Raw genomic sequence first — 13198 nt, forward strand, 5'->3', positions numbered from 1 at the left:
ATCTCCTTAACAACCTCTTTAATTATCTAGCCTTAATAATCAGCAACGTGCGATCATCGTGAGTTGGGGCCTTTCCTATAAACGAAACCATATCGGTTTTTATTTTATTTGCAATATCCTTTGAGGAATTTAAATGATTATCTGCCATTAATTTAGCGAGTCTGGTTACGCCATACTGCTCTCCCGCTTCATTAAGGCTTTCAATAATACCATCCGTGTATAAAGCTGCTACATCACCCTCATGCAAAGGAATTTTTATACTATTATATTTTGAACGGACATCTATTCCTATAGGGTCGGTTTTTTGCTGAAATAATTCAATTTTATTTTTTTCTTTACTCCATACCATCATTGCCTGATGACCGGCACCTATGAATTCTATTGTTTTGCTTTTTTGTTCATAGGATAAAAGAGAAATACTTGCAAAGTGGTCTATATCGATCTTCCCTGTAATACCCTTATTAAGCCAATCCAATATGGCTTCCATGTTTTGATCCGTGTTTGTGATAAGATAGAGTATAGCTCTAATCATAATCATAATAATGGCCGACTGAATGCTTTTGCCTGCAATATCTGCGAGAACAACAAAGATTCGTTTTTGTTGAACAATTACATCATAGTAATCACTGCAGATGCCTCTTTCCTGTAAAAAATACTCTCCGATTTCCAAGCCGGGGATTTTTTTTAAGTTTTTAGGTAAAAGAATTTTTTGAATTGTGGCAACAGTATCGGTTATATTTTCAATTTCAGCGTATTCCGAGGCCTCGGATATGCTTAAAGTAAGGTTAATAATTTCTGCGGCAAAACCCGATAAATCTTCTCCTATTTTTACTTCATTTTCGGAAAAGGGTGTCCTGTCCGGCCTGCGGGATACGGCTGCAACGCCTACCACTACGGTATTTACTATCAAAGGGAAAAAAATTAGGCTTCCGTGCTGTAAAAATTTTTCGCTGCCGTTATCGGGAAGCAAAGGATTTCCCTTTCCCTTGCTGATAAGCATGGTTTTCCCGCTTGATGCAACCTCGGTAAATATCGATTCACCCAGTCCAAACTGTGCATGTTTAAAATTGGATAATATGTGTTCTTCTTTGCGGGCAAGATCATCCGGCAATTTATAGGGCGGCGGAAAGCTTCCTACCAGCGATTTTACGGTTAAGACATCTTCAAAACTTTGTACGGCAAGAACTACCGCTCCGTCTGCCGCTAATTCAGTTAAAAAAGATTCGGCAATATGTGAAAACATCTCGGATGAAATATCTTTTCTTCCCTGTATCAGTCCGTTTGTCTTTTGGAGTAATAAACGTGCCGTGTTTATAAGTTTTCTTGCCATTAAAGAGTCTTTTGACGGCAGGTTTTTAAGCTCGTTTATATACTCTGCATTTGCCTTTTCTTTTTTTAGTTTTTCGACCTGCTCCTTTAAATAAGTCTTTTCGGATAAAATCATATAAACCGTAAAAATAACGGCAACCAAGGAAAGGCCTATATTTAAAATAATATAGTTTTTAAATACCGCTGAAACTGCAGCACTTATGCTTATTATAAAAGTCGATATCACAGTAGAAGATATTAACAACTCAAAAGGCCTTGATATCTCTCTGGCTTTTTTTTGTTTATAACCGTCAACCTTATGAGAAACAAGAACAATAAAATAGTCAAAACTGAAAGAGTAATTAATGCATAAAAATCAAGAGAAGCAATCCGTTTCATCCTAGTAATTCTATCATCTATAGAGAATATCGTCAAGGTTATTTCAACATATTATTTTAAAAATAATTAGAACAATCTCTATTTTTTCTAGTCATTTATCTCCAATACATGTCTACTGTACGCATTAATAACTTCTGTCTGCCTATATTTTGAACTGCGGCTTTGTTGGGGGTCATATATGTGCACTTGACCGTGTACGAGATATTTCGGTTTAAAAAAATTTATGAATTTGGTAAAACATTCAAAACATTCCTGTTTGTTTTCATCTTTTTCTCCGTCAATAAACGGCGGGCTGTGAGTTACTAAAATGTCCAAATAACGGCCGTATCTTAGCTTATTAAAAAATAATGCCGGAATCATTTTTGAAAGTTTGCGCTTCATTTGTTTTTCTGTAAACTGGTTTTTTCCGTCATTGTGCTTTTTTGCTCCCGAAATACCGGCTATTATCATATTTTCATATTTACAGCTTTTAAACCCTATATAAGTGCCCGTGTTGCTTTTTATTTTATTTTCTTTAGAAAATATATTCACTTCTCCTTCCTTTTGCTTTTCTGCCATTTCGGGGTGATAATGGGTTAGAGCTTTTAAATGATGGCTTCCGAAAACAAAATAAAGAGGCTTGTTTAAAGATGTCTGTACAAAGTCCAGATACTCTATAGGCAAGTCTCCGGCTGATATTATAAAATCTACATCTCCATACTTTTCTTTTATGTGTTTGCTGTAAATTACCGGATCTATCTGGTCGGAAATACATAGAATCTTTTTCATTATTTGTTTCCTAAAATTTAAATTTTACTTTTTCAACTATTCTTTCAAGTTTTTGCCTGTCAATAAGGTTAAATGGCCTATTTTCTGCAAACTTTATTGCATCAGGAGAAAAATTGCCCGAGGTTATGATGTGAGAAGTAACGACAGCTTGTTTTTTCATCTCTTCATGCACAGACCTTAAAAATGACTCGGTTATAGTGCTTCCATCTCTTGAAAAAATCAAAAGTTGAGGTTTTTTTCTTGTATTAAGCCATTGTTCCGAGCCTTTTTCTACTGCAAGTATTGTACAGCCCATCTTTGTTTCTTTTAAGGCTTGGACGGGATAGTCAAAGTACTGCTCGGTAATATCTCTGCACATTTTAAAAAATTCTTCTTTTATGAGAGTCAAATATTCTTTCATGTGATCGTTGGTACGCAAATCAGAATATTCTTCAAGTTTTTGAGCCGTATTTCTGAATTTTGGGTTAACGGCACTTATAGCTTCCCATTGCTCTATTGCCTTGTCTATGTTTCTTTGCTTTTCATAACATTCCGCTAAAAGGTATCTCGAATAAAGCACTTCAGGTGAGGAAGGCTGTTTTGAAGATTTTATCGCACGAATAAATTCGAATTCTGCCTTTTCAAGGCTGTTTGTTTCCAAATAGCAGTTTCCTCGTTCAAAAAAGCATTTTGTTCTGATTTCCTGTTTTCTTGCAGCTTTTTCGAGAGCTGAAAGGGCTCCGGCATAGTTTTTTTTGCTTTTTAATATTCTTCCGTGGTAATAGAGGGTTTCGCTGTTATCGGGGGCTAATTTTAGGGCAGTGGCAATGGCTTTTTCGGCTTCGGGAATTTGGTTCGATTTAAAAAGTAAAAGTCCCAATGACGCATAAGCCTCAGAAAAGCGGGAATCGACTTCTATAGTTTTTTGAAAATAAGCTATTGCCTGATCCGTCATATTTTTATTTTCATAGATCTGGCCTGCTTGAAAATAAGGCTTGGGATTTTTAGGATCTTTTTTAGTTAAAAGTATAAATTCCTTTAAAGCTTCGTCCGGCTGCTGGAATTTTAAATATAAATCTGCTATAATGGTTCTGAATTCGATTTCTGTCGCGGGATTATTAAATACGGCAGTTTTGTTTAGAGTTTTAAATTCGATAAAGGCAAGATCGTTTTTTTTGTCTGCAAGATAGGCCTTTCCCAGAAGGTAGCGGGCTTCGGAGTCTCTGGGATTTTTTGAAAGAATGGACTTTGCATCCTTTATGGCAGCTCCGTATTTTCCGGCTTTTAAGTTTTTTTCGATTCTCGATTTCTTTTTTGGAAAAAGAACCGATTTTAACAAAAAAATAATGAGAAAAATAAGGCCGGAACTTATTGCGGCAATCAAAATAATCGTTAATGAAGACATATCTATATGGTATAGTTTTTGGGAGGGAATGTCAAATATGAAAGCGTATTTTTATCAATTAAATTTCAAAAAAGGCATATTTTTTGCCGTTTTTGTATCTTTTTTTTCATTGATTTTTGCTGTTGACTATTTTGAGGAGGGCAAAAAACTTTTGTATGAAGATAGACCTCAAGAAGCGGTTTCTGCCCTTTTTAAGGCTAGTCAAGAAGCGGAGACTCCTAAATCGGTTTATCTTTATCTTGGGGTTGCTTATTTTAGGACAGGGAAGTACAGTGAGGCCTTAACCTATCTTTCTCAGGGTAAAGATAAGGACATTCTCAATGGGCATTTGTATTATTATAATATAGGCAATGTTTACTTTTTACAAAATCAGTTTGAAGCCTCCGAATTGGCGTATAGTGAGGCTATTTCTTCAAACGGTCTATATGCTCCGGCTTTTTTGAATAGGGCTAATACTCGTATAAAACTGGAAAAACTTGAGGGTGCTTTACAAGATTATAAGATTTATTTAAACTTAAACCCTGAAACGCTCCAAAGATCTTCAATCGAAAAAATGATTTCTCTTCTGGAAGGTATTGCTGAAGAAGCAGCAAGAGCCAGGGCTCTTGCTGAAGCAAAAAAAGCAGCCGAAGAAGCGGAGCGTTTGGCCGCTGAGGCGAGGTATAAAAAACTTATGGATGATGTAAATTCTAATCTTTCATCGGTAGATAATGCAGATGCCTTATCGGCCGGTGCCGACAATACAATAGATTATTCGGAGGAAAACGAACTTGACTGATTTTCAAAAATTTTTAATAGGTACTCTGACGGGTATTTTGATAGCTGTTTTAGTTGTTGTAGGTATTTTATTTTTTACAAAGAGCAAGGTGCAGGATGCCGGCTCTGCCGATATGCAAACTATTGCAAAGATTGAAGCTGAAAAAGAAGAACTTGCACGCCTTCAAGAAAAAAGAGCTAAAATTGAAGCCGAGCTTGAACAAGCCAGAATAGAAAGCGAAAAAGAGCGGGCTCTCTTAGAGGCGGAAAATCTAAGACAGGCTGAAGAAATTAATAAAACTCTCGCTGCTGCTTCTGAAAAAGAAAAAAAGGAAGCTGAGGCTGAAAGAAAAAGAAAGGCCGAAGAAGCTTTAAAAAGAGCTGAAGAAGCAAAGAAAAGACAAGAAGAATTGATTAAACAGCAACAGGAATTAAAAGAAGCTGAAGCAAGAAAAAAAGCCTCAATAGATGAAGCAAATAAAATTGCGGCCGAGAAAGCCGAAGCAGACCGCAAAGCAAAGGCTGAACAGGAGCGCAAGGCTAAGGAAGAAGCTGACCGCAAAGCAAAAGCTGCTGCGGAACAAAAGGCAAAAGATGAATCGGCAAAAAAGATAGCTGAAGAAGAAAAGAAGAGGCTTGAAGATGAAGCTAAAAAGCAAGCTGCTATAGATGCTCAAAAAGCTCAAGAAGCTGAAAAGCTTGCAAAGCAAAATGCCGATGCAAAGATTAAAGCTCAAATGGATGAGGTAGATCGTCTTGTTTCTGAAGGAATTAACTTTTTAAATAACGGAAACCTTAATTCGGCTCTTAGTACATTTTCAAAGGCTTCCTCTAAAATGCCCGACTCTGAAGTTTCGTTTACTGCAAAAAAATATTTGGATATGGCTTCTGCTTTAAATGACTATGCTTCGGCTCGTGAAGGAACAGGGGATGCCGAAAAAGCTCTTTCGGATGCAGACGCATACATAAAGAAATCCGTAAATGCCGATGATCAAAACGCAAGAGCTCATTACGTTTATTCTCAAATTGCCGATGCACAAAAACAGCCTCAGGTTGCTCTTGTTGAATTGGAAAAAGCTCAAAGTTTAGATCCGGATAATTATTTATACAATTATGAACTCGGTAAAAAATATTATTCAAGAGGCCATTATCAAAAAGCTAAAACTTCTTTTGACCGAAGCGTAAAGTCAAATCCTAAATTTGATAGTGCTTTTTTTAATTTGGGAATGTCTTGCAGAAAGTTAGGTTTGGAAAATGATGCTTTTTCCGCTTTTTCTTCTGCTGTAAAGATAAAACCCGATTATGTAAAGGCTTTTTTGGAAATGGCCCGCATACGCAAATCCCAGCGGAAATTTGATCAAGCTATCGACAACTATAAAAAAGCTCTTTCTTATGAACCTGCCAATCTTTCAGCCTTACGTGAGATGGCTCAAGTCTATGCGGAACTGGGAGAAAATAATTTAGCAGAGCGTCACTTTAAGGAAGCCATTACACTAGGCGAAGACGATGCCATAACCTATTATAATTTGGCAACGGTACAAGTTGATTTAGGAAAATATGGGGAGGCTTTGGCTAATGCAGAAAAAGCCTATAACCTAAAGCCGGCGGACGCTAGAGTCTTATATACATACGGATTGACCTTAGAAAAAACGGAAAAAAGCCGAGGCTTACGATTATTATACTCAGGCCGTGTCTGCAAATAAAAGCTATGCAAAACCTAAGATAAACCTAGGCCGTATGTATTTGGATGAAGGTAAATTCGGTGAAGCTGAAGAAAACCTTTTAGATGCATATAAACTTGAGCCCAATAATTTTGAAGTAAATACAAATTTAGGCAAGTTATACGGCTTAAAAGGAGACTATAATAAGTCCGTTAATCATTATTCAAATGCCGTAAAAACCCAGCCTCTTAGCATTACGGCAAAACAGAATTTGGCTTCGGCTTATATTTCTGCAGATCTAAAAGAAAATGCCGTAAGCGTTTATGAACAGATTATCAAGGTTGATGCAAAAAACTGGGATACATATTATGAGTTGGGCAAGCTTTATATAAGCCTGGATAAAAAAGCCGATGCAAAACTTATTTTGGAGGGCTTACTGAATAAAAATCCGAATTATTCAAAAGCTGCTGAAATTCGCTCAATGCTTTCGTCCCTTTAGGGCATCCTTTAGGATATCCTAAAGGATATAATTAAGGACAACCGTAAAAACCTTGTCGGATTTTTAGAACTGCCCTATAGTATTTGTTTTAAAATTATGTTAAACTTGGGAACGTTGTAGGTAGTCTTTATTTTACGTGCTTTTTCACTTCGTTGCAAAAGCACGTAAAAACTTTTTTCGCAAATTGATATTTGCTGCAAAAAGTTTTTATGAAGGTAAGATAAACAGTTCGGCAGGAATTCAGCTTCACTGTTTATCTGCCGAGTTTGCCTTTAGGCAAACGTCACATTTATTATGGGAGTGTTCATGGCTACAAGTGAAAAAAAGCGGGTTTTAGATCTTCCGTTAAAGCTTATTTTGACTCAGGAAGGTTCTACTTTTTTTATAAAAAGAAATAAAAAACTCCTTAAATTTAAGCTTGCAGGAAATATTGAGGAATACGGTATTTCTCTTGATAAATTTATTCCGGAAACCATTCAGCGCCTTCTTTTGGCAGACTATATCTCAAAAATTGAAATCTCGAAACCGGAATTTGTTTCTTCAAGGCAAGAGGTTATGGACCTTTCAAAACTTATAGTATATTCGGTTTTATATAAGCAATATGATGATTATATATTTAAACAAATCCTAAACTCTCCTGTTATAAAAAAATGGAACCGCCAAAACCCTGCAAGCATAATAGATGAGAAAACACGTATAAACGAAAAATATTTGGCAAATGTATTGCAGCAAAACGAAAAAATGATTTATGAAGCAAAGCAAGAAATCGTAAAGCCTCTTTTTTCGTTTATAACAAAAAATAATGCTCTTTCTCCCGAAGAAAAAAATATTCAACTTTTTTTAGCCGAGAAATTTTTAAATATAATGAGGCCCTTTACTTGGTTTATTATAACGAAATTCAGAATGCACAAAGATTTTGATTTAATCTTAAAAACAATAAGGACATCTTTAACCGAATATATGGATAAAACAAAAATAGCCGAGTACATAGCCCTTATGCTGATGGAGCTTATTATAAGTGCAGAAAATATGAATTTGCGTAAAGAGGCCTTGATTCTTTTTCCTGAACTGGATGACCCTCAAGAAGCATTACTTGATCCTGAAATACGCCGGCGGCTTGTTGCCGAGCTCGAAAAAAAACAAGAACTGGTATTTGTTTCATGGAAAATTGGAAGCGGAGGAACGGCCTCTATAGGTACGCAGGGTAAGCTCCAGATTACCCTTTACAGTAAAAACGAACAGTCGGATGCTGTCAGGGCAAACTTAAATGACTTAAAGATGGCAGATGTCGACAAAAATTCTTTAATTGACTTTTATCGAGCCCTTCCTGAAGGTTCCGAAGATTTAAATTTGGGAATGTACTATATTTCTTACTTAAATGATGCTTGTGAAAAGGTAAATGTCCGCTTTGAATCGAGTGCAAACCGCTTTGAAGATACGGATCTTACCGTAATGAATATGTCCTTTATGTTTTAACATGAAGAAGTTGCGGATGATTCAATGAAAAAAAACGTAAAAAAAGAATGGCTAAAAAAAACTTTGTTTTTTTTATTGTGACTCTTTTGCTTTCATGTTCTTTTGATAAGCCCGAAATACCTGAGCTTTCCGTCAAAATTTTAAAGATAGAAACGGAGGCCGGAACAATTGAAGAAAGACTTTCCCTATTTTTAATGTACAAGGATGAAAACGGACGGAATGATTATTCTTCAATACAGCTGGTACATTTGGAGTCGGGACTTACATGGGTTTTGAACAGGGAAAATACTTCCTTTTTTTCTTCCTCACAGCTTAGAGCTTCGGATTCCGAGAAAACTCTATGGGCAGGCTCCAATAAGATAGCGTCGCCGTTCGGACAAATTCCCATAGGAGAATATTCCGTTGTGCTGGAAGATTTGTCGGGAAATAGGGTTATAAAAAAACTTACCTTAAAAGAGTCTGAAATGCTTTCATCGATTTCTTTTGTATTCAGGATTCAAGACGGCCGATGGAGGATTGAAGCTTCAGAAAATTCCACATTTAAAACTTTTTTTCTTATTCTTTTGGGGGCCGATAAGCAGCCGCTTTTTGTTCAAGGTTTACCTGAAGGTTCTAAACTCGAGGATTCTATTGCTTCCCTGCTCGAAAAATATCCGGACACCCGTTATATTCAATGTATGGCCCAAAATGCTCAAGGCGATACAGCCTATTTGACAAAGTACTATAGTTTGTATTAGTATCAAAGGATGAATAGTACTGAAATTACTCAAAATACCGATGTACCGTCTCATTTTCGATCTATAAAAACTTTTGTTTTAAGGACGGGGCGGATGACCGAGGGGCAAAAAAGAAATTACGAAGCTTTTTATCAAAAGTGGTGTATTCCATATACAGAAAACCCAATCGGCTTCAAAACTCTTTTTCAAAACGATAATCCCGTAATCATAGAAATCGGCTTCGGAATGGGGACTGCAACTGCCCAAATTGCCGAAGATAATCCAGATAAAAACTATCTCGGCATAGAAGTTTTTAAGGCCGGGGTGGGAAAACTTTTAGGTGAAATTGAAGAAAAGAAATTGAACAATGTGCGGATTATTGAACATGATGCAATTGAAGTTTTAGAAAATATGATAAATGATGAAAGTATTGACAGCTTTCATATTTTTTTCCCCGATCCGTGGCAAAAAAAACGGAATCATAAAAGGAGGCTTGTAAGAAGACCTCGAACCGATTTGCTGTCAAAAAGATTAAAAAAAGGCGGTTATATTTATATGGTAACCGATTGGGAAAATTATGCAGAGGATGCCTTTGAGCAATTGAGAGAAACTCCTAATCTAAAATCAAAATACGAAAAATTTGCTCCAAGTCAAAGCTGGCGTCCCACAACAAAGTTTGAAAAAAAAGGCTTAAAAAAAGAACATGTGATAAATGAGCTGATTTTTGAAAAAGAGTAAGCCGCTTTTATAAAGTGTTATTGTATGCAGTTTGTAAACAAACTGCGTAAAAAAACTTTTTTCAGGATTTGATTCGCTATCCGCTTTAGCGGATACGATTAAAAATTTCCTTGCAGAACAGAGCCATAAGGCTCTGATAATCCTTACAAAAAGTTTTTATGGGAGGTGTGATAAACAGTTCGGAAGGAATTCAGCCTCACTGTTTATCTGATGAGTTTTGTGCTTTGCACAAAACATCGCATTATTGATTGCCGTTTCTCACAGGTGTTGCGAAACGGCGTAAAAAGTCAAATCGAAAATTGATATTTTCTCATTGACTTTTTATGGGAGTAATCTATGGGGGCAAATTCTTTTGGGCGTTTTTTTACGTTGACAACTTTTGGAGAAAGTAGGAGTGCCGGAGTAGGGGCGGTAATAGACGGATGCCCCGCAGGAATCTCTCTTTGTTCCGAGGATATTCAAAAAGAACTTAACCGTAGAAAACCTTCGCCCTCCGGCCTTTTTTCTACAAAGCGGAAAGAGGATGACCTTTGTGAAATTCTATCCGGCGTTTTTGAAAATAAAACCATAGGCAGCCCCATTGCCGTTCTGGTTAGAAATAACGAAACCTCCTCCAAGGATTATGAAAACTTACAAGATTTTTACCGTCCGGGGCATGCCGATTATGCTTATGATGTAAAATACGGGCATCGGGATTACCGCGGAGGCGGAAGGGCTTCCGGACGGGAAACGGTAGGCAGGGTTATAGGCGGAGCTGTTGCAAAAAAAATGCTCGAAGCCTTTGCTCTAAAAGAGGAAAAAAAGCCCATTGAGGTAGGGGTAAGAGCCGAAGAAATTGCAGGTCTTAAAACAGGTATGCCTCTCAGTGAAGATGATGCACTGCCTGAGCCGATTTTTGAAAAATTGAACGATTTGGCTTCTAAGGGAGATTCAGCCGGATGTGTTTTGTCCTGTTCTATTTTAAATGTTCCTGAAGGATTGGGCTCTCCTGTTTTCGGCAAACTTGATGCGGTTTTAGCCCAATCCCTAATGTCGATAGGTGCCGTAAAAGGGATAGAAATCGGAGGCGGCTTTTACTCGGCCTCCATTACCGGCAGTGAAAATAATGACCTTGCAAAAAATTATTCGGGCGGCATTTTAGGCGGTATTTCCTGCAATATGGGCTATAACTTAAATTCCAATTATAAGGGAAATAGAAAAGATGAGAACTCATGCCGGATAGATTTGAGACTTGCCGTAAAACCCGTTCCATCAATAAAAATGAATCAAGCATCCCTTAACAAAAGAGGAGAGAAGTGCTCTCTTTCTGTTGGAGGAAATCACGACATTTGCCTTTTTCCGCGCATTTTGCCTGTGGTTGAAGCAATGTGCTATTTAGTTCTTGCAGACGCCTTTCTGGCCTCGAAAATAGAAAGATTTTAGAATTGTTAAAAATTAGGGGTGTCTTCTTTTTTTGCCGATAACTCTTTTGCTTGCTCTTTTTGTTCAAACCTTTTACAATTTATATCTATATTTTACGATATAAAGGTTATGGGATTAGTAAAATTTATTTATTTTTATAGGTAAACTTAAGAGCAAAATACGTCTTAAAAAATTGAAGTTTTCGAGGTTTACCTTAGATTTAACTTTATTAAATAATAAAGCCTCCTTTACGATAGGATTATGTCTGGTACTAAACTAATAATCGAACCGGAAATCAAAAAAGCAAAACAATCTTTTTTAATAAATTTGAGTCTTTAATTTGCTTTTTCTACTTTTAAGATAATCTTTTTATTTGCAGCATCATAATGAAAAGCAGCTTTTACAGTAGGAGCGTTTGTATATACTGTAATATTAGTGCAATATGAAGGATCTTCTTTTAATTTATGAAAATAAACATTTATGGACTTGGTGCCATCAATTACGGCAGGAATGTCAATATCTCCGAAAATAGCATTTTTTAATAATTTTTCTCTATCAGCAGCAGGAAGAGTAAAATCTATACTAGACACTTTAACATTTTCATTTGATGTATTTTCTATTTGAATTGATATAGGTTCGGTCTTTTTTATCTTTAAGTCGTTATCTTTTCGAGACAAGACGCATGGAGTAGGCGGGTCAAAATCAAGTGCTGCATATATACTTTTTTTGAATAAATATGTCCGTTTTACTTTGTCATCTGCTGCGAATGTTTCAACTTTAGATTCACCGTCAATTTTTACCGTAATTGATACATCATGTCCGCTTTCATTTGTAATATAAAAATCATAATTCAATGGCTGAACTGTGTTATTGCACGATGTTATTATTGCTAAAAGACAAAAAATAAATATAAAATGTTTTTTCATTTTCATATCTCCCTTATAGGGTACATTTTACCTTATTTTTGCAGTGAGGTCAAGGGTTAAAAGTATTGACAGAGTTAAAATAGACTATAGAAATAATCCATAGTTTTACGCTCATATTTCCTCACTTTAGTAAGTCTTATAGCTTACATATAGTTTACATATTACTTACAATATCGGCAAAAATGAAGTAAAAATAACTAAAATAATGTGAAATCATACTTTGCTTAATAATCGTGTAAGTCTATAATAGCTATAAAAATATAAAAGTAAACCACAAAAAAGATTAGCGGCAATAGGGCTTGAACCTATGACCTAACGGATATGAGCCGTTTGCTCTACCAACTGAGCTATACCGCCGTATGGATTTTGAGTATATAGAAAATATACATTTATGTCAAGCCCTAATTTAGAAATCTAAGCTTAAAACTTTAAATATTGAAATAATTTTTGGATTTATATCTTTATATAAAAAGATAGCTTCTCTGTCTTCAGGTTTAACCCCTTTAAGAGCTCTAAGTTTTTTCATTATTTCGGGGTTTGTATTTTTTGTTGCATATATTGCACCGATATCAACCAATTTTTTGCTTACAATGAGCTCCCCGCCTGATGCAAGGTTTTGAAGGCGGCACGCAAGATTTATGCCGTAACCTACATAATCTCTATATTTTAGTTGAGACGCTTCTGCCGAAATTTCATACTTATATACCTTATCTAAGACCAAGGCTCCGCCTATTGATAGATTTCCATAAGGTTTAAATAGTTCTTCGTTTGCAAATTCTATATATGTATTAAAAACCGTAACGGCTTCTTTGATAGCAACTCCATCTAACTTATCCCATATAACTAGGGCTCCGTCTCCAAGCAACTTATAATACGAACAATTATAGCCGAATTGGTTAAGGCAGGAGAGAAAATTAGCCGTAAAAGATTTAATTAGGCCGAAAACAACCGTTTCTTCATTATTACACATAAAGTCGCTAAAGCCGCGTACGTCTATACAAAGAATAAGAGAATGCGGTCTTGTTTCACCTAGGTATATATTATCAAATATATCTATCGGTCCTTTTTTTAGGGCTTCCAACGTAAGCGAATCAAGTTCAACCGTATCTTTGTCTGATGTATTTATCCCTAATTCTGAAATTATATCATCACTCATAGGGACATTG

The 13198-nt window shown here is 36.1% G+C and carries 12 protein-coding genes and 1 tRNA gene; 7 read left to right on the forward strand and 6 right to left on the reverse strand.

Translation table 11 applies throughout. The features are described from left to right. Window positions 1–22: 22 nt before the first annotated feature. From JO40_RS08240 to JO40_RS08250, 3 genes are all read right to left on the reverse strand, one after another. Complete coding sequence (locus JO40_RS08240; protein WP_245608808.1) at window positions 23–1555, reverse strand: PP2C family protein-serine/threonine phosphatase; 1533 nt, start codon at window positions 1553–1555, stop codon at window positions 23–25. Window positions 1556–1794: 239 nt separating this feature from the next. Then, window positions 1795–2475, reverse strand: coding sequence for a metallophosphoesterase (locus tag JO40_RS08245; protein WP_044978922.1), 681 nt, complete (start codon window positions 2473–2475; stop codon window positions 1795–1797). A gap of 10 nt (window positions 2476–2485) precedes the next feature. Continuing rightward, entirely contained in the window at window positions 2486–3859 is a 1374-nt protein-coding gene (locus JO40_RS08250) for a tetratricopeptide repeat protein (RefSeq protein WP_044978923.1), read from the reverse strand. A gap of 37 nt (window positions 3860–3896) precedes the next feature. On the opposite strand from JO40_RS08250, the gene JO40_RS08255 reads away from it, so the two are divergent. From JO40_RS08255 to aroC, 7 genes are all read left to right on the forward strand, one after another. Then, complete coding sequence (locus tag JO40_RS08255; RefSeq protein WP_044979763.1) at window positions 3897–4637, forward strand: tetratricopeptide repeat protein; 741 nt, start codon at window positions 3897–3899, stop codon at window positions 4635–4637. After that, entirely contained in the window at window positions 4630–6318 is a 1689-nt protein-coding gene (locus tag JO40_RS08260) for a tetratricopeptide repeat protein (protein WP_245608809.1), read from the forward strand. The genes JO40_RS08255 and JO40_RS08260 overlap by 8 nt, the downstream gene beginning before the upstream one ends. After that, window positions 6305–6775, forward strand: a complete 471-nt coding sequence (locus tag JO40_RS14735; RefSeq protein WP_245608810.1) for a tetratricopeptide repeat protein — start codon at window positions 6305–6307, stop codon at window positions 6773–6775. Before JO40_RS08260 ends, JO40_RS14735 begins: the two co-directional genes overlap by 14 nt. A gap of 306 nt (window positions 6776–7081) precedes the next feature. Continuing rightward, complete coding sequence (locus JO40_RS08265; RefSeq protein WP_044978924.1) at window positions 7082–8251, forward strand: DUF8084 family protein; 1170 nt, start codon at window positions 7082–7084, stop codon at window positions 8249–8251. Window positions 8252–8298: 47 nt separating this feature from the next. Beyond that, a complete protein-coding gene (locus JO40_RS08270; protein WP_245608811.1) occupies window positions 8299–8988 on the forward strand; it encodes a hypothetical protein in 690 nt (229 codons plus the stop codon). 9 nt (window positions 8989–8997) lie between these two features. After that, entirely contained in the window at window positions 8998–9705 is a 708-nt protein-coding gene (gene trmB / locus JO40_RS08275; protein ID WP_084224529.1) for a tRNA (guanosine(46)-N7)-methyltransferase TrmB, read from the forward strand. Between the two features lie 336 nt (window positions 9706–10041). Beyond that, entirely contained in the window at window positions 10042–11127 is a 1086-nt protein-coding gene (aroC, locus tag JO40_RS08280) for a chorismate synthase (protein ID WP_044978926.1), read from the forward strand. Window positions 11128–11441: 314 nt separating this feature from the next. Here aroC and JO40_RS08285 read toward each other — a convergent pair whose 3' ends face one another. The 3 genes from JO40_RS08285 to JO40_RS08295 form a co-directional block, all read right to left on the reverse strand. Further along, window positions 11442–12032 carry a hypothetical protein gene (locus JO40_RS08285; protein WP_044978927.1) on the reverse strand — a complete coding sequence of 197 codons (591 nt, stop codon included), beginning with the start codon at window positions 12030–12032 and terminating at the stop codon, window positions 11442–11444. Window positions 12033–12316: 284 nt separating this feature from the next. Next, a tRNA-Met gene (locus JO40_RS08290) sits at window positions 12317–12389 on the reverse strand. A 49-nt stretch (window positions 12390–12438) separates the two neighbouring features. Continuing rightward, window positions 12439–13188 carry an adenylate/guanylate cyclase domain-containing protein gene (locus JO40_RS08295; RefSeq protein WP_044978928.1) on the reverse strand — a complete coding sequence of 250 codons (750 nt, stop codon included), beginning with the start codon at window positions 13186–13188 and terminating at the stop codon, window positions 12439–12441. Between the last annotated feature and the right edge of the window lie 10 nt (window positions 13189–13198).

The organism is Treponema putidum (assembly GCF_000755145.1).
In the GTDB taxonomy this organism is placed as follows: Bacteria; Spirochaetota; Spirochaetia; order Treponematales; family Treponemataceae; genus Treponema_B; species Treponema_B putidum.